The 20,763-nt window shown below is 58.5% G+C and carries 21 protein-coding genes and 2 pseudogenes; 6 read left to right on the top strand and 17 right to left on the bottom strand.

All coding sequences use genetic code 11. The annotated features are described in order from the left end of the window. Nucleotides 1–3 precede the first annotated feature (3 nt). The 3 genes from EOK75_RS18605 to ureG are packed head-to-tail and all read left to right on the top strand — an operon-like array spanning nt 4 to nt 1,743. A complete protein-coding gene (locus EOK75_RS18605) occupies nt 4–456 on the top strand; it encodes an urease accessory protein UreE (protein WP_137195508.1) in 453 nt (150 codons plus the stop codon). Beyond that, nucleotides 422–1,090 carry an urease accessory protein UreF gene (locus EOK75_RS18600; RefSeq protein ID WP_137195507.1) on the top strand — a complete coding sequence of 223 codons (669 nt, stop codon included), beginning with the start codon at nt 422–424 and terminating at the stop codon, nt 1,088–1,090. The genes EOK75_RS18605 and EOK75_RS18600 overlap by 35 nt, the downstream gene beginning before the upstream one ends. Next, nucleotides 1,087–1,743 (top strand): urease accessory protein UreG, encoded by a 657-nt coding sequence (gene ureG, locus EOK75_RS18595; protein ID WP_137195506.1) that lies wholly within the window; start codon nt 1,087–1,089, stop codon nt 1,741–1,743. The genes EOK75_RS18600 and ureG overlap by 4 nt, the downstream gene beginning before the upstream one ends. Here the strand turns inward: ureG and EOK75_RS18590 are convergent. Next, the gene (locus EOK75_RS18590; RefSeq protein WP_137195869.1) at nt 1,702–2,844 is read right to left on the bottom strand and encodes an alpha-D-ribose 1-methylphosphonate 5-triphosphate diphosphatase; all 1,143 of its coding nucleotides are present in this window, start codon (nt 2,842–2,844) and stop codon (nt 1,702–1,704) included. The genes ureG and EOK75_RS18590 overlap by 42 nt on opposite strands. Nucleotides 2,845–2,893: 49 nt before the next feature. Between EOK75_RS18590 and EOK75_RS18585 the strand changes: the two genes are divergently transcribed. Then, nucleotides 2,894–3,565, top strand: coding sequence for a DUF1045 domain-containing protein (locus EOK75_RS18585; protein WP_137195505.1), 672 nt, complete (start codon nt 2,894–2,896; stop codon nt 3,563–3,565). Here the strand turns inward: EOK75_RS18585 and phnN are convergent. From phnN to phnG, 7 genes are read right to left on the bottom strand one after another with little or no spacing between them, the layout of a single operon-like run. After that, complete coding sequence (phnN, locus tag EOK75_RS18580) at nt 3,547–4,086, bottom strand: phosphonate metabolism protein/1,5-bisphosphokinase (PRPP-forming) PhnN (protein ID WP_137195504.1); 540 nt, start codon at nt 4,084–4,086, stop codon at nt 3,547–3,549. The genes EOK75_RS18585 and phnN overlap by 19 nt on opposite strands. Then, the gene (phnL, locus tag EOK75_RS18575) at nt 4,083–4,766 is read right to left on the bottom strand and encodes a phosphonate C-P lyase system protein PhnL (protein WP_137195503.1); all 684 of its coding nucleotides are present in this window, start codon (nt 4,764–4,766) and stop codon (nt 4,083–4,085) included. Before phnL ends, phnN begins: the two co-directional genes overlap by 4 nt. 10 nt (nt 4,767–4,776) lie before the next feature. Beyond that, complete coding sequence (gene phnK / locus EOK75_RS18570) at nt 4,777–5,553, bottom strand: phosphonate C-P lyase system protein PhnK (RefSeq protein ID WP_137195502.1); 777 nt, start codon at nt 5,551–5,553, stop codon at nt 4,777–4,779. Continuing rightward, nucleotides 5,550–6,407 carry an alpha-D-ribose 1-methylphosphonate 5-phosphate C-P-lyase PhnJ gene (locus EOK75_RS18565; protein WP_137195501.1) on the bottom strand — a complete coding sequence of 286 codons (858 nt, stop codon included), beginning with the start codon at nt 6,405–6,407 and terminating at the stop codon, nt 5,550–5,552. The genes phnK and EOK75_RS18565 overlap by 4 nt, the downstream gene beginning before the upstream one ends. Then, nucleotides 6,404–7,492, bottom strand: coding sequence for a carbon-phosphorus lyase complex subunit (locus EOK75_RS18560; protein ID WP_137195500.1), 1,089 nt, complete (start codon nt 7,490–7,492; stop codon nt 6,404–6,406). Before EOK75_RS18560 ends, EOK75_RS18565 begins: the two co-directional genes overlap by 4 nt. Before the next feature lies 1 nt (nt 7,493). After that, entirely contained in the window at nt 7,494–8,057 is a 564-nt protein-coding gene (phnH, locus tag EOK75_RS18555; RefSeq protein ID WP_137195499.1) for a phosphonate C-P lyase system protein PhnH, read from the bottom strand. Further along, nucleotides 8,057–8,512, bottom strand: a complete 456-nt coding sequence (gene phnG, locus EOK75_RS18550; RefSeq protein WP_137195498.1) for a phosphonate C-P lyase system protein PhnG — start codon at nt 8,510–8,512, stop codon at nt 8,057–8,059. The genes phnH and phnG overlap by 1 nt, the downstream gene beginning before the upstream one ends. A gap of 81 nt (nt 8,513–8,593) precedes the next feature. Here phnG and phnF point away from each other — a divergent pair, with 81 nt between their 5' ends. Continuing rightward, nucleotides 8,594–9,325 carry a phosphonate metabolism transcriptional regulator PhnF gene (gene phnF, locus EOK75_RS18545; RefSeq protein WP_137195497.1) on the top strand — a complete coding sequence of 244 codons (732 nt, stop codon included), beginning with the start codon at nt 8,594–8,596 and terminating at the stop codon, nt 9,323–9,325. Here the strand turns inward: phnF and phnE (EOK75_RS18540) are convergent. From phnE (EOK75_RS18540) to EOK75_RS18515, 6 genes and pseudogenes are all read right to left on the bottom strand, one after another. Then, the gene (phnE, locus tag EOK75_RS18540) at nt 9,322–10,662 is read right to left on the bottom strand and encodes a phosphonate ABC transporter, permease protein PhnE (RefSeq protein ID WP_137195496.1); all 1,341 of its coding nucleotides are present in this window, start codon (nt 10,660–10,662) and stop codon (nt 9,322–9,324) included. The two genes, phnF and phnE (EOK75_RS18540), sit on opposite strands and share 4 nt — an antisense overlap. A 1-nt stretch (nt 10,663) precedes the next feature. Beyond that, entirely contained in the window at nt 10,664–11,536 is an 873-nt protein-coding gene (gene phnE, locus EOK75_RS18535; RefSeq protein ID WP_137195495.1) for a phosphonate ABC transporter, permease protein PhnE, read from the bottom strand. Nucleotides 11,537–11,613: 77 nt separating this feature from the next. Further along, nucleotides 11,614–12,519: a phosphonate ABC transporter substrate-binding protein gene (phnD, locus tag EOK75_RS18530; RefSeq protein ID WP_137195494.1), complete on the bottom strand. Its 906-nt coding sequence runs from the start codon at nt 12,517–12,519 to the stop codon at nt 11,614–11,616. Nucleotides 12,520–12,571: 52 nt separating this feature from the next. Next, nucleotides 12,572–13,399, bottom strand: coding sequence for a phosphonate ABC transporter ATP-binding protein (gene phnC / locus EOK75_RS18525; protein WP_137195868.1), 828 nt, complete (start codon nt 13,397–13,399; stop codon nt 12,572–12,574). Nucleotides 13,400–13,568: 169 nt separating this feature from the next. Next, nucleotides 13,569–14,217, bottom strand: a pseudogene (locus EOK75_RS18520) (IS5 family transposase); the annotation flags it as partial. A 396-nt stretch (nt 14,218–14,613) separates the two neighbouring features. Further along, a complete protein-coding gene (locus EOK75_RS18515) occupies nt 14,614–15,204 on the bottom strand; it encodes a biotin transporter BioY (protein WP_137195493.1) in 591 nt (196 codons plus the stop codon). Between the two features lie 943 nt (nt 15,205–16,147). Between EOK75_RS18515 and EOK75_RS18510 the strand changes: the two genes are divergently transcribed. Next, nucleotides 16,148–16,390: a hypothetical protein gene (locus EOK75_RS18510; protein WP_137195492.1), complete on the top strand. Its 243-nt coding sequence runs from the start codon at nt 16,148–16,150 to the stop codon at nt 16,388–16,390. A 169-nt stretch (nt 16,391–16,559) separates the two neighbouring features. Here the strand turns inward: EOK75_RS18510 and EOK75_RS18505 are convergent, their stop codons facing one another. From EOK75_RS18505 to EOK75_RS21480, 3 genes and pseudogenes are all read right to left on the bottom strand, one after another. Then, a complete protein-coding gene (locus tag EOK75_RS18505) occupies nt 16,560–17,687 on the bottom strand; it encodes an NAD/NADP octopine/nopaline dehydrogenase family protein (protein WP_137195491.1) in 1,128 nt (375 codons plus the stop codon). Continuing rightward, nucleotides 17,687–18,751, bottom strand: a complete 1,065-nt coding sequence (locus tag EOK75_RS18500; protein WP_168199297.1) for a LacI family DNA-binding transcriptional regulator — start codon at nt 18,749–18,751, stop codon at nt 17,687–17,689. Before EOK75_RS18500 ends, EOK75_RS18505 begins: the two co-directional genes overlap by 1 nt. Continuing rightward, a pseudogene (locus EOK75_RS21480) lies at nt 18,748–20,748 on the bottom strand (TRAP transporter permease). The gene EOK75_RS18500 and the pseudogene EOK75_RS21480 overlap by 4 nt, the downstream one beginning before the upstream one ends. Nucleotides 20,749–20,763: the final 15 nt, after the last annotated feature.

The raw sequence follows: 20,763 nt of genomic DNA, 5'->3' as shown, positions 1-20,763 counted from the left end.
CCTATGACCCTGCTTGCCCTTTGCCAAACCGTCCTGCCCTTGGGGCATGGACAGACCCCCTCCGACACGGTGACGCTGGATTATGAAAGCCGCCTGATGCGCCGCAAACGGATCGAGGCCGACGGCGGCACCGCCTTTATGCTGGATCTGGCCGAGGTGACCAATCTTTTGCCCGGTCAGGCCCTGCAACTGGATGATGGCCGTGTGATCGCCATTGCCGCCGCCGAGGAACCCGTGATCGTGATCCGCGGTGATAACCTCTTGCGGCTGGCGTGGCATATCGGCAACCGGCACACGCCCTGTCAGGTGGCGGGCGATCATCTGGTCATCCGCCGCGATCCGGTGCTGGAGGCGATGCTGACACAGCTGGGGGCCAGCCTTACGCCAAAGATGCTGTCCTTTCACCCGGAGGGCGGGGCTTATGGCCATGGCCGCACGATGGGCCATGCACATTAGCACGCTTGCGGCGGACCGGCTGGCCTTGGTTCAGATGCTCTCACCCGCCTTTCCGGTGGGGGGGTATGCCTATAGCCAAGGGCTCGAACAAGCCATGGCCGACGGCACGGTGCAGGATGCCGCCAGCCTGACGGATTGGATCACGGCGCTGATCACCCATGGCAACGGCTGGATGGATGCGGTGTTGCTGACGCAGGCCCGCAAGGGCGATGTCGATGCCCTCGCCGATCTGGCCTATGCCTATGCCCCCAGTGCCGAGCGCAGCGCCGAGATGCGCGACCAAGGCGCCACCTTTGGTCAGCTCGTCGCCCGTATGACCGGCACCACACCGCCGGTTTTTCCCTATGCGCTGGCCGTGGGTCATGCCACACAAGGGATGGCCCTCGACACAAAGGAGGTGCTTGCGCTTTGGCTTCAGGCCTTTGCCGCCCAGCTGGTCTCCGCCGCCGTGCGTTTTGTCCCGCTTGGCGGGGCCGAGGGGCAGGCCGTGCTTTTGTCCCTTTCGCCGGTGATTTTGCAAACCGCAGGCCGCGCCGCAGAGGCCACATTGGATGATCTGTTCTCCAGCAGCATCGGCGCCGATATGGCCGCCATGCGCCACGAAACACTTGAGGTAAGGATATTTCGCTCATGACCCATGCAAACGGCCCGCTTCGGGTGGGAATTGGTGGCCCGGTGGGCGCGGGGAAAACCACGCTGACCGAACAGCTTTGCCGCGCATTGGCTCGGCGGTGTTCGATGGCGGTGATCACCAATGACATCTATACCCGCGAGGATGCCGATTTTCTGGTCCGCGCGCAGGTCTTGCCCCAAGATCGCATTCGCGGCGTGGAAACCGGCGGCTGCCCCCATACCGCCATCCGAGAGGACGCTAGCATCAACCTTGCCGCCGTGGCCGATCTGCGCGGCAAATTCCCCGACCTCGATCTGGTCTTGATTGAATCCGGCGGCGATAACCTTGCCGCGACCTTCAGTCCCGAGCTGGTCGATCTGTCGATCTATGTCATCGACACCGCCGCCGGTCAGGATATCCCGCGCAAAAAGGGGCCGGGGGTGACGAAATCCGATTTTCTGGTGGTCAATAAAACCGACCTCGCCCCCCATGTCGGTGTCGATATCACCCAGCTAGAGACCGATACCAAAACCGCCCGCGCGACCCGCCCCTATGTGATGGCAAACCTGCGCGATGGTACGGGCGTGGCCGAGGTGGTGGCGTTTTTGCAACGCGAAGGCGGGCTGACCCTCTCAGCCGACCCGCGCGCCCCTGCTCCAGACGCCGCGCAATAGCGGCGCGCCTTGGGCCAGCCCGACGCGGATCACATCGCCGCGCAGGCCGGACGCGATCGCCCCACGATCCGTCAGCCCCGCCGCCGATGCGGGGTTGCGCGTCACACAGGCCACCGCGCGCGGCAGGTCGTCCCAAACATCATTCAGCCGGAACACCGACAACAACAACGCCGAGGGCACATAATCGGAGGACACAATATCCAGCACCCCCGCCCGCGCCAGATCCAGCGCCGAGACATTGCCCGAATGCGACTCGCCCCGAATGATATTGGGCGCGCCCATCATCACCGCGATCCCGTTTGCGTGACAGGCCTCTGCCGCCTCCAGTGTGGTGGGGAATTCGGCAAAGCGCACACCGTTCTCGCGTGAATGCACAACCTGTTCAGCGGTGGTGTCGTCATGGCTGCACAGGGTCGCGCCATAGCGGTTCGCCTCGGCCACGGCGCCCACCTCATGCTGCGCGCCGTATTTACGCTGCAACGCCTTGAGGTTTTCGACATGGACCTCAAATTCCGCATCATTCATCCCGCGTTTCTTGGCGACATAGGTCTTGAGCGCGGAAAGATCGCGGAACTGGCGCTGACCGGGGGTGTGGTCCATCAGGCTGACGATGCCGACCCGATCCGCGGGACCAAAAGCGGCCATCTCCTCCAGCAGGGTTTCGGAACAAATCTCGGCCCGCAGGTGCAGGAAATGGCTGATGCGCAGATGCCCTGCCGCGCGGACCTCCAGCAACTCGTTGGCAAGGCTGCGCGCATAGGGGTCATAGCGCGCCTTGCCATCATGGATCGACCCCACCCGCAGCGCATCGAACACCGTGGTGATCCCGGTTGAGGCAAGCTCGGCATCATGCGCCAGAATAGCGGGGCGGTGCGGCCAGTCGACCGAGGGGCGCGGCTCTATGTGGCGTTCCAGATTGTCGGTGTGCAGCTCCACCAGACCGGGCATCAGGTAGTCGCCCTTGCAGTCGGTTGCCCCTATGGGGATGTGATCGCCCTCGGTGATCTCGGTGATAAGGCCGTCCTCGATCGTCACGCTGCCGGTGACAATGCGATCCGCCAGAACAAGGCGGGCGTTGGCAAGGCAGATGCTATCTGACATGGAACGGTCATGTTCCTGCGCTATGGTGATCGGAAGAGAAGGAGAATTCATGTCATACACTCGTTTTGCGATTTATTATGTGCCGCCCGAGGGTGATCTGGCACGTTTCGGGGCGGCATGGCTGGGCTGGGATGTGGCCTTGGGTCAGCCCGCGGATCAGTTCGACATAGCGCAGCTTGATGACGTAACGATGACACCGCGCAAATACGGGTTCCATGCCACGTTGAAGCCGCCCTTCGTGCTGAATGCGCCGCACAGTTTTGCCGATCTGGAGCGGGCCGTGGCCCTGATGGCGGCGGGCTGTGCGCCTGCGGTTTGTGATGGTTTGGCATTGGGCAATCTGGGCGGGTTTCTGGCCTTGCGGCCCGTGGGCGGGACGGCGGAAATCGCCCGCGTGGCGGCGCAATGTGTGACCGACCTTGACCCTTTCCGCGCCCCCGCCCCCGAGGCAGAGCTGGCCCGCAGACGTGCGGCGGGCCTTTCGGCGCGCCAAGAGGCCTTGCTGACCCGCTGGGGCTATCCCTATGTGATGGAGGAATTCGGGTTCCACATGACGCTGACGGGGCGGTTGCCCGATGACGCACGCGCCCATTGGCAGGCCATGACCGAGGCCCATCTGCCCCCCCTGCCCGCGCCGTTCCGGCTGGACCAGATCGCCTTGGTGGGGGAGTGTGTCGATGGGCGGTTTGAGGTGATCCAACGTTACACCCTATCGGGCTGAAGGGCGGCGCGGGCCTTGGCCACGGCGGCCTCTAGCGGGCCGTCATTGACGATCTCGATCACATTCAGCCCCGCTGGCAGGGGCTTTTGCGCCGAGGCCAGCCGTTTGGCGATATCGCCCGTATCCTCACGCCCGCGGTGTTTCAGACGTTGCGCCAAGGTCTCGGGGCTGGCGGTGATATGCAGCACGACCAGACGCGCAAAGATCTTGGCGGCCTCGCCAAGGGCACCGCGTGACAGGTTCACGATACGGTCCGCCCCCGCCTCGACATCCCGCCGCACCTGTGCGGGGATACCGTATTGCAGCCCATGCGCCGACCAATGCAGGCAAAAGGCGCCTGCCTCGGTGGCCTTGGCAAAATCGGCGGGGGTCATGGCGTCGTAATCCTCACCGCCCAGACCGGGGGCGCGGGTGATGGCACGGCGCACCAGTGGCATTTGCGGGCTGGCAAGGGCGGCCATGATGCTGTCCTTGCCCACGCCCGAGGGGCCGACAACCGCGATAAGCCGACCGCCCGTCATGCCGCACGCCGGGGCGCATAGCCGGTGACGTCAATCTCACGGTCACAGACCTGATCGCGCGCGGCCTCATCATGGAAAATCCCGATGATGGCGGCACCGCGTGCCTTGGCCTCTTCGATCAGGGTCAAGACCACCTGACGGTTTTGGGCGTCAAGGCTTGCGGTCGGCTCATCCAGCAGCATCGCAGGGTAAGGGTGGGCAAAGCCGCGCGCAATATTGACGCGCTGTTGTTCACCGCCCGAAAACGTTGTGGGCGAAAGCGACCAAAGCGTTTGCGGGATATTGAGCTGGGTCAACAACGCCCGCGCGCGGGCCTGTGCGGTATCGGCATCCACCCCGACGGCGCGCAGGGGTTCGGCCACCACATCCAAGGTCGCCACCCGTGGCACCACCCGCAAGAACTGGCTGACATAGCCCAAGGTCTCGCGCCGGATGCGGATAACCTCACGCGGTTCGGCCCTGACCAGATCGGTGCCGCCGATACGGATTTCCCCCGATTGCGCCATGTAGTTGCCATAGATCATCCGCATCAAGGTGGATTTCCCCGACCCCGATGATCCGGTCAGCGCCGCACATTCACCGGGCTTGACCGAGAGGCTGACACCGGACAGAACCTCGATCACGGCGGACCCTTGGTTGTGCAGCGTGAAAACCTTGGAGACGTCTTTTAATTCGATCATTGTCATACCCTCAAACCTGTAGAACCGAGCTGACAAGCAGCTGGGTATAGCCGTGCTGCGGATCGTCCAGCACCTGATCGGTCAGCCCCTGTTCCACCACATGCCCCGATTTCATCACCATCAGACGGTCTGCCAAAAGCCGCACCACGGCAAGGTCATGTGTCACGATCACCGCAGAAAGCCCCATGTCGCGCACCAATCCGCGCAGCAGGTCCAACAGCCGCGCCTGAACGCTGACGTCCAGACCGCCCGTCGGCTCATCCATGAAGACCAGTCGCGGGCCGGTGACCAAATTGCGCGCGATCTGGAGCCGTTGCTGCATCCCGCCGGAAAAGGTGCTGGGCCGGTCGTCGATGCGGGTCGCGTCAATTTCGACCCGCCCCAGCCAATCGGTGGCCTTGGCACGAATATCACCATAGTTGCGCGCGCCCACGGCCATCAAACGCTCACCCACATTGCCGCCCGCACTGACCCCCATGCGCAGCCCGTCGCGGGCGTGCTGATGGACAAAGGCCCAATCCGTCCGGCTAAGCATACGGCGTTCAGGCTCGCTCATGGTGACGGTATCGCGGGGGCCGCCTGCGCGGGTGTCAAAAACCACCTGCCCCGCATCCGGCGTCAGATGCCCCGCCATACAGTTCAGCAAGGTCGATTTCCCCGAGCCGCTCTCGCCCACGATCCCCATCACCTCACCGGGATAAAGATCAAAGGAGACATCCGCACAGCCGATATGCGCCCCATAGTGCCGCGAGATATTGCGCACCGAAAGCAATGGTTGATCCGTCATGCTGCGTCCTTTCCCTTATGCCCAGCAAGGCGGCGGGCCTCGCAAAAATCCGTGTCCGAGCATACGAACATCCGCCCGCCCGCATCATCCATAATCACCTCGTCCAGATAGCTATCCTCGGCGGCGCAAAGCCCGCAGGGGTGATCGGGTTTCGAGGCCTCAAAGGGATGATCCTCAAAATCGAGACTGACCACGCTGGTATAGGGCGGCAGCGCATAAATGCGTTGCTCGCGCCCTGCCCCGAACAATTGGATCGCCGCGCAATCCGACAGCTTCGGGTTGTCGAACTTCGGGATCGGGGACGGGTCCATCACATAGCGCCCCTCAACCTTGACCGGATAGGCATAGGCCGTGGCGATATGGCCATGGCGCGCGATATCCTCATAAAGCTTGACGTGCATCAGCCCGTATTCCTCAAGGCTGTGCATCTTGCGGGTCTCGCTCTCGCGGGGTTCCAGAAACCGCAAGGGTTCGGGAATCGGCACCTGATAGACCAGGATCTGCCCCTCGCTCAGCGCCATTTCCGGCACGCGGTGGCGGGTCTGGATCACGGTGGCCTCTGCCGTGCTGGTGGTGGTTTCAATCCCCGCCGTGCGTTCAAAAAAGCTGCGGATGGACACGGCGTTGGTGGTGTCATCGGCACCTTGGTCAATCACCTTCATCCGGTCCTCGGGGCATAACACCGCCGCCGAGACCTGCACCCCCCCCGTGCCCCAGCCATAAGGCATCGGCATTTCACGGCTGGCAAAGGGCACCTGATAGCCGGGGATCGCCAACCCTTTGAGGATCGCGCGGCGGATCATCCGTTTGGTCTGCTCATCCAGATAGGCAAAGTTATAGGCTTGCTCGGTCACTCCGCCGCCTCCTTGGTTTGGGTTGATTGCACATCGCGGCGCAATTTGCGCACCAGTTCCAGTTCGGATTGGAAATCGACGTAATGCGGCAGTTTGATATGTTCCAAGAACCCCGTCGCCTGAATATTATCGGCATGATAAAGCACAAATTCCGCATCCTGCGCGGGCGCGCCGGTGTCATCCTCGCCCAGTTCTTCCCAGCGCAGCGCACGGTCGACCAAGGCCATAGAGATCGCCTTGCGTTCCGTTTGACCAAAGACGAGGCCATAGCCGCGGGTGAATTGCGGCGCTTGGGTTTTCGATCCGGTAAACTGGTTGACGGTTTCGCATTCGGTCAGGGTGATCTCTCCGATCTCAATGGCAAAGCCCAGCTCGGGGATTTCCATTTCCACCGGCACCGCACCAATCCGCAACTCGCCCACAAAGGCGTGGTTGCGCCCGTATCCGCGCTGCGTGGAATAGGCCAGCCCCAAGGTGAACCCCTCATCCGCGCGGCTAAGCGCTTGCAGGCGCAGGCTGCGGTCGGCGGGCATTTTTAGCGGCTCGCGGGTCAGGTCCGGCGGGGGGGTGTCGTCATGGGGGGCTTCCTCGATCAGCCCCTCTTGGTTCAGAAAGCCGGTGACATGCGGCACGGGCGCGGGGTCGGCCTCGCGTTGGGGCGCGGGGGGTGTTTCGCCCTCGGCCGCCAGTTTGAAATCCAGCAAACGGTGGGTGTAGTCGAAGGTTGGCCCCAAGACCTGCCCGCCCGGCACATCCTTGAAGGTGGCGCTGACGCGGCGGTCACAGGCCATATCCGCCGTCGCAACCGGATTTGAGGCGCCAAACCGAGGCAAAGTGGTGCGATAAGCGCGGATCAGGAACACCGCCTCAATCAGATCGCCCCGCGCCTGTTTGATCGCCAAAGCGGCAAGATCAGGATCATAAAGCGAGCCTTCGGCCATAACGCGGTTGACCGACAGGCTAAGCTGTTCGCGGATTTGGGCGATGGACAGTTCGGGCACCGAAGGGTCGCCACGGCGTTCCTCGGCCAGCCAGGCATGGGCGTTTTCAATGGCGCGCTCTCCGCCTTTGACGGCAACATACATGTTAAGATACCTCGGTTGAGCGGGGCAGGCCCGCGATGCGATCATCACAGGTGAACAGGAAATCCAGCCCGCAGGGGAAATGCGCGTGGTTGGCCTGAAAGGCCGCCACCTCGGGCAGGGAAAGCCGGGCGGTGCCTTGGATGCCCGGCCCGCGCAGGGTCTGGCCGCTGTGGTCCAGCGCATCCATGGCAACGATCAGCGTGGCCGAACGGTCGGGGTAATCCTCGCTCCCGATCGGATAGGCCGAAAGCGGTCCAAGATCCCCCCAACGCCCCAGTGCAAAGGCGCAGGTCGCAGGCCCTGAGAACGGCGCGCCGGTATGGAATGCGATCCATGCGCGAACGTTAGGCGTGTCCATGTCGCCCGCCAGAAAGACCGGCGTATCCGTGTCACAAAGCGTCAGGATCGCCACAGCCGCCGCAACCGACAGCGGCGCGGGTGGTGTGGCGCCGGTCAGGCTGTGGATCGTGCCGGGGCGGGCCATCGCCTCCATCACGGCGCGAAAGGCGCGGGCGGCATGGGGCGCGGGATCGGCAAACCCGCCGTCGAGAACCTGGGTATTCATCAGTCTTCCCCTCTGACCATGGTAAAGAAATCAACCTTGGTTGCGGCGGCCTTTTCGGCACGCCCCTTGGCCAAGGCGGCGCGATCTGCGGCCAGAACATCCAGCACAGCGGTTTGCAACGTGGCACCCTGACCGGTCTGCATCAGAGCATCGACCAAAGCGGCGGCCTCGGCATCGGCCTTGCTGCGGCCCTGAATATAGGCGTGGCCCACCTCGCCGCTGGCAAGACGCAGCGCGCAACGTGTCACCGTCATCTCACCCAGATTGAACGGCGCGCCGGTGCCCCCTGCCCTGCCGCGCACCATGACGCTGCCCACCTCGGGGGGGCGCAGCCATTTGAAATCGGGACGCGTGCAAATGGCGTCCAAAAGCTCTGCCACACGCCCGGCGGGGGCTTTGGCCATCAGGCCCATCCACGCTTTGCGGGTGTTTATGTCGGCGGTGGTTTCATTCATCTCGACAACTCTGTGTTTTTCTATACAACTAGACATATGTTATCAGATTCGCCGCATGACGACAGAGGAGATTTGTGAAGTTTGAGTGACAATCCAACAGCCAACCGGCGGCGCACCCCGATCTGGCTGGCCATCGCAAACACAATTCGCAATGATATTTCCGAAGGGCGCTATGCCCCCGGTGACAAGCTGCCCACGGAATCGCGCCTGTCGGATCGTTTCGGGGTGAACCGCCATACGGTGCGTCAGGCGCTGTCACATCTGACCGAGGAAGGGTTGGTACGCACAAGGCGCGGGGCGGGCAGCTTTGTCGCCGCGACGCCGACCGATTATCCGATCGGCAAGCGGGTGCGCTTTCATCAGAACCTGCGGGCCGCCGGTCGCCGCCCTGATCGCAAGGTCTTGCTGATCGAACAGCACGCCGCATCAAAAGGGGAGGCCGAGGCCCTTAATATTCAAACGGGTGATATGCTGTGTTATTATTCCGGCCTGTCCTATGCTGATGGGCAGCCCGTAGCCCTTTTCGAGACCCTGTTTCCCCTAACCCGTCTAGAAGGGATTGAGACCGCCCTTGCCGAATGTGACGGCATCACCCAGGCCTTGCGCCGCGTCGGCGTCGAGGATTACACCCGCGCCTCAACCAGACTAACGGCAGTGCTGGCCGATGCCACACAGGCGCTGCACCTTCAGATCCGCGAGGGCGATCCCTTGCTGCGCTCCACCGCCGTCAATGTGGACCCGGCGGGGGTGCCGGTTGAATATGGCCGCACATGGTTTGCCGGGGACCGCGTGACCCTGACAATAGAGGATTAGGCCCCCGCACGGGGGTCTTTGCCCCCGATCAAACGGGCCCGCAACCAGCCCGAGAACCAGTCCATCAGCATCACCACCGCAACGATCAACATGATGTAATAGGCGACCTCTTCCCAATCCTTTTGGGTCTGGATCGCCTGCGTCAACATCAGGCCAATCCCGCCGCCCGTAATCGCCCCGATAACCGTGGCCGAGCGGGTGTTGGATTCCAGAAAATACAAGACCTGCGCCAGCAAGACCGGCACCACCTGCGGGATCACCCCGAAACGATAACGCTGCATCGGCTTGGCACCCGTAGAGCTGACACCCTCAATCTGCTTTTCATCGACATTTTCCAACGCCTCAGAAAATATCTTGCCGAAAGTGCCGGTATCGGTGATCAGGATCGCCAGCGCCCCCGTCAGCGGGCCGGGACCAAAGGCCCGTGCCAGCACCACGGTCCAGATCAACGCATCCACCCCGCGCACGAAATCGAACAACCGCCGCGCCGCGCCGCGCACCACATCAAAGGGTGAGAAATTCCGTGCCGCCATAAAGGCCAGCGGCAGCGCGATGATAGCAGCACCAAAGGTGCCAAGGAAGGCCATCAAGATGGTCTCACCAATAGCCCAGGCCACATCCTTGTGCCGCCACATGCCGTTGTTCCAGAAATCCGAAAGCGCGCCGGAGATATTGCTACGATCCGGGTCAATCCGGTCGCCAAAGGCGATCTGGGCAAAGCTGTGGCCATGATAGGGACTGTCGAGCGTGAACCAGAACAGCTCCCACCCGGCGAAATAGCGGTACACCTCGGTGCGCGAACGGGTCATCGTCATGCGCCCCGCCTCGGTTGTGATCGTCATGCGCTGATCGGACATGTTGATCCAATCGGGCACCGGCTCTTGTAGGTTGGTCTTGATGCTGCCGTCGACCAACTGCGCCTTGATCTGGCCATAGTCGGGAATCTCGAACGTGGCCGCGTTGTCGGGCAAAAAGCGCACGACATAACCATCCTCAAGATCAATCACCACGTCATCGGCATTGTCGTCATTCACCCAAGCGGGATGCGTGCCCGTAGCGTATGCGCCCTTACGCTCTCCCTCAATCGCATAAGAGGTGCCGCCCCGCCGGTTGTCGCGGGTGACATGCACCTTATAGGACCAGCTGTCCGAGGCCAGAATCCCCGCATTCTCAAGGCTGGCACGTTTGGCAATCCCCGCGAAATCAAAGGTGACCGCGATATAGAGCAGATAGGCCAGCACAATCGCAGGCACGGCAAAGGCCATCTGGCGCTTGCGGCGAAACAGGGCCGAGGCAGAGCGTTTGGCAGGTTCAAGGGTTACTGTCGCGTCGGTCATCTTACTGCCCCTCGATCATTTTATTGCGGTAACGGCTGGAAAGCTGGTCAAAGAAAACAATCGACCCAAAGAGCAAAAGGAAAATCGCCGCCGCCTCATCAAACCGGCCCGGCCCCCATGACATTGCGTGGCGCAGCTCCGACCCGATGCCCCCTGCCCCGACAAAGCCCAGAATAGCCGAGGCGCGGATGTTGATCTCAAACCGTAGTAGGCTGTAGCTCAGGAAATTCGGGGCCACTTGCGGCAGAACACCCAGCCACATGCGCTGTATCCATGACGCCCCGGTAGAGCCCAACCCCTCAATCGGTTTGAGGTCGGCGTTCTCGGCCACCTCGGAATATAGCTTGCCCAAAGCGCCGGCGGTATGAAAGGCAATCGCGATCATCGCAGGCACCGGCCCGCCCCCGAGGATAAAGATCAGCACAAGGGCGATCACAATCTCAGGCACCGCGCGCATCACGTCCATGATCCGGCGAAACAGCGGAATAAGGGCCGGCCATTTCGCCAACCCGCGCGTCGACAAAAGCGCCAGAACCAGCCCCACCATCGCCCCGATCAGGGTAGAGGCCGCCGCGATATTGATCGTCTCGACCAAGGCGGGAAAGAACTCGACCAGCAAGCCCGGCAGGTTGGCGCGTTTTTCCCATGCCTCGGACAGGACGTCGGCGGGGAAATCCAGCATCTGATGCCAGCCGTCCCAAAAGCCGCCGGCATTGCGCCCGTCGGCCACAACAAAGCCGGACACCATCAGCAAGGTAAAGATTGCCAGCGTTAGCCCGCCATACATCCGGCGGCGGCGCATCTGCACCATGTAGCTGGCGGAAATATGGTCAGACGGGGTCGGGTTTGATCCAGTCAGCGCGGAACCTGTCATCGGTAACTCCAGTAAACGCGGGCAAATAGAGGCAAGGGCAGCGCCGAAACGCTGCCCCTGCCCCGGATTTCAAAGGCTCAGTTGCCCTGAACAGCTTCGCGCACGGCGATGATGTTTTTATAGGCGTCATGGGTGATCGGGAAGAAACCGGCGGTATCGCCCGCGGCCATGTTATAGGCGCACTCGGGGTCTTTGCCGTGCAATTCGCCAAGGAAGGCGGTCACATCGGCTTTGACCTGCTCCGGCAGGGCGCGGCGCAGAACGATCGGACCTTCGGGGATGATGTCGGATTTCCAGATCTCGACCAGATCATTCATATCGACCAGCCCCGAGTCGGACGCCTTGCGCAGCGCGCCGGAGTTATAACCGTCCAGCCAGTCGCCCTGCCCGTCGGCCCAGGTCACGCCCGCATCCACATCGCCATTGGCAACCGCCACGATGGTCTGCTCATGCCCGCCGACAAAGCGGACCTCGCCGAAATAATCGCCCGATTCCATGGTCGCACCGATGGCCTTGGGGATCTCAACCGAAGGGATCAAAAAGCCGGAGGTGGAGTTCGGATCACCAAAGGCAAAAACCTTGCCCTTCATATCGTCCAGCGAGGTGATACCGCTGTCGGCGCGGGCAAAGCCAACCGAGTGATAGCCGTAAGAGCCATCCAGATTGGTTTTCACCATCACCACATCAACCGCCTCGGGGTCGGTCATATAGGTTTTCGCATAGGCCGAGGCGCCAAGCCACGCCATATCGATAGAGCCACCCAGCAAACCCTGGATCACCCCGTCATAATCGGCAGGGGTAAAGATCTTGGTTTCAACCCCCAGCAGGTCTTCCACATAGGCGCGCACGCATTCGTTGGAACTCATCCGGTCTTGGGCATTTTCGCCACCAAGGATGCCGATGCGGAATTCGGTGATATCCTGGGCCTGAACAGCACCGGCAAGCGTGGTCGTGGCCAGTACGAAAGCGAGAGTGGTTTTCATTGCAGTCTCCGTTTGGGATTTAGCCCGCAGATTTGCGGGATTGGGTGCTGGCTCAGGCATAGGCTTCGGCAAAGACTTCGGGGGAATGAACCTCGGGCCTGTCCAGCGTTTCGATTTCGGTAGAGGTGGCGGCCTCGGAAAAATCCGTGTCTGCGCCGTAAATTTCGCGCGCCGCGTCGGTTGTCAGCATTTCCGGCGCACCATCAAAGACCACGCGCCCGTCGCGCATCCCGATCACCCGATCACAATAGCGCCGCGCCGTATCCAGCGTATGCAGGTTGGCGATGACCATGCGCCCGTCTTCCTCATGGATACGGCGCAGGGCCTGCATCACGATCTGCGCGTTCATCGGGTCAAGCGAGGCGATGGGTTCATCCGCCAGAATGATCGCCGGATCCTGCATAAGGGCGCGGGCAATGGCGACACGTTGCTGCTGACCACCCGAAAGGGCCTCGGCGCGTTTCGGGGCCTGTTCGGCAATGCCCAGACGGTCGAGGATCTCAATCGCCTTATGGATATCGCCGTCAGGGTAAAGGTTGAACATCGTCGCCAGCGTTGACCGCCGGTTCAGCGTGCCATGCAAGACGTTAGAGACAACATCCATCCGCGGCACCAGATTGAACTGTTGAAAGATCATCGCACAGCGCGACTGCCAGCTCCGGCGCTCGGCGCCCTTTAGCCGCGTGATGTCCTTGCCCTCAAACAGGATCGACCCGGAAGAGGCATCGCTGAGCCGGTTCAACATCCGCAGAACCGTGGATTTCCCCGCGCCAGAGCGCCCGATAATCCCGATCATCATCGGACGATCGACGGTAAAGCTTACCTTATGAACGGCGGTTTTGTCGCCAAAGGTCTTGGTCAGATTTTGTAGTGTCAGCATCATGGCCCCCAATTTGGAGCCTGTGCTAATGCCGGTTTATTACAGTGAGACGACAGATTTGCATCGATTGTGTGAAATCAACGGTTGAGAAGCACGCCTAAGCCCCAAATCTGGGCCTTGTTGCACGGGTCATCGGTTTGGTTGAGTTTGCCCTTACCCGTACTTCAGATCAAGCGACGGCCTCGAACTTAGCACGGCCAAGCCCGGTCATTTTGTTGAGAATGTTGACGCCGATTTTGGCCTCTGTTTTCTGTGTTGGTAAGCTGCGCGCTTTCAGTTTGGGGCCAATGCCCACCTTCCAGCGGCCCATTTGAGTTTCTCCACGGCTACGCTGATTGTAGCCCGTGCTCGCCTGCCAGATCATGCGAGCACGGGTGCGTATTTCGGCAATGCGCTGGTCACGAAGTGTTGGACCTCCATCCGAGCCGGGGCTCAAAACCGCAGTCTTAGGAGGCGGGATTATGATCTCGCACCGACACCAAAGCGGGCCGTGAGCAGGGCGCTGGTGGGGTCTCCATCATAGGCGGCATCTGCGGTGAATCCGCGTCAATCTGGTCCAGAAGATCCGGCAATGCGGTCGGATCACCCGCATCGTCCTTAGCCAGGTCGGAGCACAGGATGTCACCGCCGACAAGGTCCAACCCGAGGTGCAGTTTGGGCCTTGTTTTATGCTTGTTCTGCAGCCATTCGCCTTCACCAAAGACTTTCAGACCCGTACTATCCACGACGAGATGGATCGGACCATCCTACTCAGCGCGCGATTTCATCGGCAAGATCAGCCCCGCGCCACGACGTGAAAAGGTAGAGTAATCGGGCACGCGGAATGGAAAAGCTTTGGATATGAGGCGCAGGAAAACATCCGCATCCAAAGCCCCAAACGCCCGCTTGCCCTCACCTATGAGGATTGGAAAATCCCCCACGATTTTGGGGTTTTATCTGCAATCGGGCTCGGCAAGCACGACATATGACCCTCATGCTGACCGTAACGAGGAGACGAGACCAATGGCATCGCAAGCGACGACGGCCGGGGGTCCGCAACCTTTGGCCGTCACTGGCATATCCAACGGAAAGAACAGCGCCCCGGCACCCGTCGACCACAGCCCCTTCTTCTTTAGGTCCTGCCGCCAAGCATAAGTTTGCTGCCGCCCCTCAGCGCATCAGCAACTTTCGCGCGTTACTCATACACAGACGATAATGAGCTCGCAGGCGTAATTTCATTCGGCGGTATGTTGGGTATCGCGTGTCAGCAGTTTGAGTGTCATCGCTCCGAGGCCGGACTTCAGAACCCCACCAATTAAAAAGGGAACCACACCAGCCAAAATGGCCTGTTTTGCACCAATCAATACGGCTAGCCATGCGGCCCCCAAGGTCAGACAAATCGCATTACCAATTAGCATAGCCAGAAACGACAACCAAACGCGCTGACCGTCCCAGCCACGTGCGGTCAACCAACCAACAGCCATGCCCGCAACAGGGAAGGCAAAAAGATAGCCACCGGTCGCGCCTAGAAAATATTGAACGCCGGAATCTCCACCCGACAGAACGGGCAAGCCAAGGGCCGCCGCCACCAACCAAGCGACAATCGTGACGCCCCCCAAACGCCAGCCGTATAAAGCGCCGACAAGCATAACCGCAAACGTTTGCAATGTTATCGGAACCGGTACCATCGGAACTTCGATAAAGGACGACAAGGTGAGGAAAAGGGTGCCGAAAAAGGCAGCGGCCACTTTCCACGGCAGTGTAAAGTTCTGCACGTCGAGCGTCTTGGCTTTTTTGTTGGCGACTGCAGTTTTAGATGAGGTCATTTAGGCACTTCCTTAAAGTATCTATTAAATATCACGAAATAGTCAAAAAAATATTTGATTTATAGATAGCTTTCAAGGGCCTCCTGAAAACATCCGTGGGACAGGTGCCGCCTTAAGATCGTAGATGCTGTTTTTTCTTCACGCCGTTCCATGGCCAGAAGGATGGCCACATGGTCTTAGTCCGAGGTGCTCTGCCACGTTTCGCGCCATCTGGAGTGAAATCTCTGTACAGAAAACCGCTGAAGTTGCTTGATGATATATGGGAAAATCAGAGATATGTGTGGAGGATTTCGGTGCTTAAAATCGTATTCTCGGAAAGGCTCAAATACTGCCATAAAGTTGGACTTAGAACACCAGAAACGACCTTTCCTTCCAAGGTGTTACAGGGCGAAATGAGCCCAAAGGCTAATTTGGCGGAGTGAGGGTCCGCCAAACTAAAGCACAGCAAGGAAATATCCCATATATAACAATCACTTATAAAATTACGCCACGCACGCCTGTAGCAAATTGTGTAGCATTTTGTGTAGCACTCAACGCCCCTTCTTGAAGAAAAACCGTTCAAATAACATCCGACCGCATTCTGAGCATCTATATCCTGAAGATATCAGCTCTCAAGACAACCTCCCAGCAAAACACAAGGTAGTGTTGGTTGCTGGAGCTCGATTTCAGAAATACTTGCCTTTGTATAATACGCCAAAACCAGATCACGCTTACCAAATCAATGCTTAGTGATTGCCAGCGACCACAGCTTTTACCGTCAAAGAGGGCGGATTTTGTTGAAAAAGTCGGCCTGAGAACGCGTTTTGAGCTGCCCTCAGGCTCGGGTGGCTTGATTCCTGAATTTTCTGAGCCTTTACGCTGACCTAACCCTGAATATGGATCAAAATCCAAGCTGCTTATCGGCGGCTCGACATTCGACCCGCAGACAAGAGTGAATTAAAGAGTGCCCCATTTAAATGACGAAGCAACGCCCATTGCGCGGCTGATCGGACCGGATGGCAAGAGCATCGTTGGTTTGGTCTATGTTTGGGAAACATCGGAGTTGGCAATACTGTGGCTTAATCCAAGAAAAACGGCAACTTTTGTTGATCCTAAAATTGGTTCCAAGATGTTGGAGAAGGCCAAATCGACAACGCCCGAAGAGTTGTTTGCGTTAGTTGGCAGGCTTCAAACACTTGCCAAATAATCGTTATTACTGGTGGGACGGCTGCCCGAACATAGGGTCAAATTCGCATAAGCGCGCTTATGTAAAATGTTTGTTCGCCGCCTAAATGCAATCATCAGGTTCTCAATTACCCGCAAAACTACTCCATACCGGCCAGAGCCCACCAAACCTGACAACACGAATTTACGAGCTATTTGGTGCCATGTGTTAAAAAACTCTTTATTTGATCGGCTGTCATTCCAGCGATGCCTAATCGTTCAAGGGTCACACCGTCACGCCAGGAATTCATGCCCACAAGCGCATCCATAATATCTACGAATCCCCGATGTAGCGGGGCCGTCTCTCCGAGTGCCTCGCTCAACAGTACAAATGGGACATGTGCATGCGGGACGTCCCACCGCATCCAGTTTCTCCAAACATCTGCAGGCAAAAGTGGCATGTTCCGATAGAAAGGAACATTAGCAACTAATTCACCCAGCGGTGCGTCTGGAAGATCGTATATACGTGCGACTTGCTGTGCAACGGTCGGACAAGGCAAGTTGAAATGCTGCGCGACCGCAGGGCGCTCACGGTCAAGGGCTTCGGTCATAGCCATTGCATGGGTCGTATTCCCAGTGCCATAAAAACTGATTTTTTCGCCTTTTTCGGCAGCACGGTCAAAATAGCCGATGTTGACCAGTGCCATACCCGGGTGGATTAGAAAATTCATACTGCACAGGTTGGAATGTATCACGTCGCGAGCCATTTCGAAGCTATGGAAAATTCGTGCCATAAAGGGGCGGACTTCTTCGCTACGATCAGAAGGGAATGCTGCGACCATTACATTCTTGCGGAGGGTGTGCGGGGTCATTGTGGCACCCTCGCGCCCTGCGGCAATAGAAGGAGTGACACCTTCCGTTATTGTCACACCGGTTTTTCCGGCTTCTCGCAGCATTGCAGACACACGCAATGCAGGCCAATAACCATGAGTGTTGATGTGTACGATTTGCCCGTCCGACAAAAAGGGCAGAAGGTCTCGGAACCGGTTTTCCACATCATCGCCCGTCACGTCCATAACGATGAGAGATGCACCTGAAACTGCTTCTCGCGGCGTGCCGATGAATACCGCAGGAGTTGCAAGGCCGGTCTTGCCGGATTTTGTTTCGGACGCGGGTCCTACGACTGTCAAGCCGCCCGCCGCACTAATCTGCTCGGCAACTTCATGCTGGTCAGCCCAAAGAAACAGGCGAACATCTTCACCTGCGAGGGTCAAGTCGGCGGCCATAATTGCCCCGATATTCAAACCTGAATTTCCGATGATTGCGATGGGATCAGTCATTAAATTTTTGCTCCGTTTAAGAATTCTCGTTCGTCAAGATCGCCGACGCGCAATGTCACCGCGCGCGTGCTGCGCCGCTGGACATAGCGGCAGGTTTCCAGTGTTATTTCACCTGAGAGGGAGAGGCCGCGGTCGGGTAAATTTACGATATCGCACACGCGGGAGATCAGCCGGTTTATAGGTTGATGAATCGTGCTGAGCGAATAGCTTTCCCACGCAGACATGGGCATGTCGTCAAATCCGATGACGGCTACGTCATCTGGAACTCGAAGGCCAAGTTTCTGGCGTAACGCATCCATAGCGCCACAGGCCATTGCATCGTTGTTGGCATAAATTACATCCGTGGTCGGTGCCTCGTCCATAATTTGCAAAGCCGCATGATAGCCACCTGCATAAGTGTAGTCACCGCATTGTTGCGATAGGATGTCCAATCCATGTTCATCAAGACGGTGGCGAAATCCCCCACGCCGCATCAAAGTTGTCCAGCGTCCTACGGTGCCAGTGATCATGCTGATGCGGCGATGACCGCCTTCTACCACGACATCGGCAGCACGGATTGCACCTGACTTGAGATCGCCGCAGACCGAAATGGCGCGGCTGTCTTCGGACACTCGGTTAAGCAGGATCAGCGGGGTATTGGCTTCAAAACATCGTCGAATGGCCGCGTCTGATACCGGCAGTACTGTCACAATTACGGCAGCCACACGGTAAGCCAGAGCCACCTGCACCAATTGATCCGCAGCCATAGGGCTTATGTCGGATTTCAAAAGCAGCGGCATTTTTCCCATTGCCGTCAATCCTCCGGTCAAGGCCTCTACAAGAGCGGGCTGAAAAGGGTTGGCGAAATCAGCGGTAAGTACTGCAATCATGTCGCTGGTCCGGGTTTGGAGCATCCTTGCAACAAGGTTTGGCTCGTAACCCAAATCCCGTGCTGCGGCCATAACCCGTTCACGCGTAACAATACGTACTGTTTCAGGATCGGAGAAACAGCGCGATACTGTCGCGCGGGAAACGCGCGCTTCACGGGCTACATCAGTTGAAGTTGCGGTTCCCCTGGTTTTCATTCCGACAGAACTCCGATTCGGGCTTTGTTTGGGTTCTGGATGACAAACTGTAATGCAAGCGCAACAGCAACACATCCGACCGCAACCAACGTAAAGACCGAACCAGAGATTCCGCCAAAGTTGTCGCCTCCGGGGACGAGCAACAACAGACCGCCAGTAAAAAGCGCCACACGGATCGGCCATTGGACAAAGCGGGCGTGTCCCAAACGGCCAATACCCAGAAGATAGCCCTGCAACGCCGCTGACAACAGCAGAACACCGACGATTGCGCTGCCAAGTACACTGGCAATCTCTGCGGTCGTACCCTGTCCAATCAAAGCGGGGTTTAGTACAAAGAAAAACGGAATGAAGTAAATGATAGTGCCAAGCCGCATTGCTTCAAATCCGGTGCGCATTGACGAAGACCCGCTGATTGGTGCTGCTGCAAAAGCAGCAAATGCGATTGGCGGTGTGATATATGAAATCATACCCCAGTAAAGCATGAACATGTGGATGGCTAATGGGTCCAACCCACTTTCCGTCAATGCAGGTGCCAAAGCGATGGCCAGAAATAAATAGGCAGCACTGATAGTCATCCCCATGCCAAGTACCATGCTGGTTAACGCACCGGCGATGAGTAAGATAACTGTGTTATCTCCGGCCATTGCAATTAAATCATAGGCAAGCGAACCCACTTTTCCGGTTAAAACCAAAGCACCCAACAACAGGCCTACACCAGCAAGAATTGTTGCAATCTAGACAAACAACCGGCCGCATGCCACAGCAAAATCTGCTAGATCTTGGAAACCCCAACGTCGTGTTGCGTCGAGCTGGTTCAGGGCGATCAGCGCTAGGGTTGCGAAAAACGGGGCACGTGATTCTTGTTTCAAGAAAAACAGCAGCCAGATCAGAAGGGCAAGTGCCAAGAGAAAATACCACCCGTCGCGCAGTACCGCACCGATCTTTGGCAGATCCTTGCGGGCAATTCCCGTCAGACCCTGACGCGCAGCCATGGCGTCAATTTGAAGGAACAAGCCTAAGAAAAACAGAAAGGAGGGAATGATCGCGGCCAGTGCAACAGTTTGGTAAGATATTTCCAGATAGGTCGCCATGATAAAGGCTGTAGCCCCCATAACCGGAGGCATCAGAACTCCACCAGTTGACGCACATGCCTCGATCGCTCCTGCTGTAACGGCCGGAAAACCCACTTTGCGCATTGCTGGTATGGTCATGGACCCAGTCGTAACCACGTTGGTCACCGGGCTGCCGCTGATTGATCCCATCAGGCCACTCGACAAGATTGCAACCTTGGCTGGACCTCCCCTAGTTCCTCCCAAAAGAGCAAAGGACAGGTTAATGAAAAACTCCCCCGCGCCCGTGCGTTGCAAGGCAACACCGAACAGTAGGAAGCCGATCACAATATTTACCAACGCCTGCAAAGGAACACCGATCAAACTCTCGGAGCCGTATAAGTGGTATTGTGCCGTTTGCAGAAGCGACGTCGTAGGTACCTGAAATATACCTAAAAATGCAGCCCCTCCAAACCAAGGGTATAGCGATGCAATTCCAACTACTATAAAGACTGCCAGCCCTGCGGAGCGTCGCGTAGCTTCCAACATCAAAACCCATACAGCGAGGGCCATCCAAAGCGCCCAATCGGGCGCGAGGTAGTCCCAGCCATAATCGAATATCGTGCGGGTCTTCAGTGTGCAGATAACCCCTGCACCAAAGAATACCACAAACAAAATCACATCATACCATGGCACGCGGTCTTTAGGGGCACGAGAATGTGCAGGAAACAGAATGAAGGCCAGCGGACACAACAGCGTCAACGCGGCGTAAAAATAGACCGCTTGAATGGGGATATACCCCGCATAAAGCCCTAAGTTGAAAGCCATATAGACGACCATCATAGTCGCCGCGAGGGCCGCGATGGCTACTACGGCACGCCAACCTGCAGGCAAGTTCCGCTGACGGCTGATTTCGGCGTCGGGTTGGGGTTCGTCTATCTGTTTCATGGGGCCAATCCAAAA

The organism is Pseudorhodobacter turbinis (genome assembly GCF_005234135.1).
GTDB lineage: Bacteria > Pseudomonadota > Alphaproteobacteria > Rhodobacterales > Rhodobacteraceae > Pseudorhodobacter > Pseudorhodobacter turbinis.
This window is presented reverse-complemented; position numbering and strand designations above follow the sequence as displayed.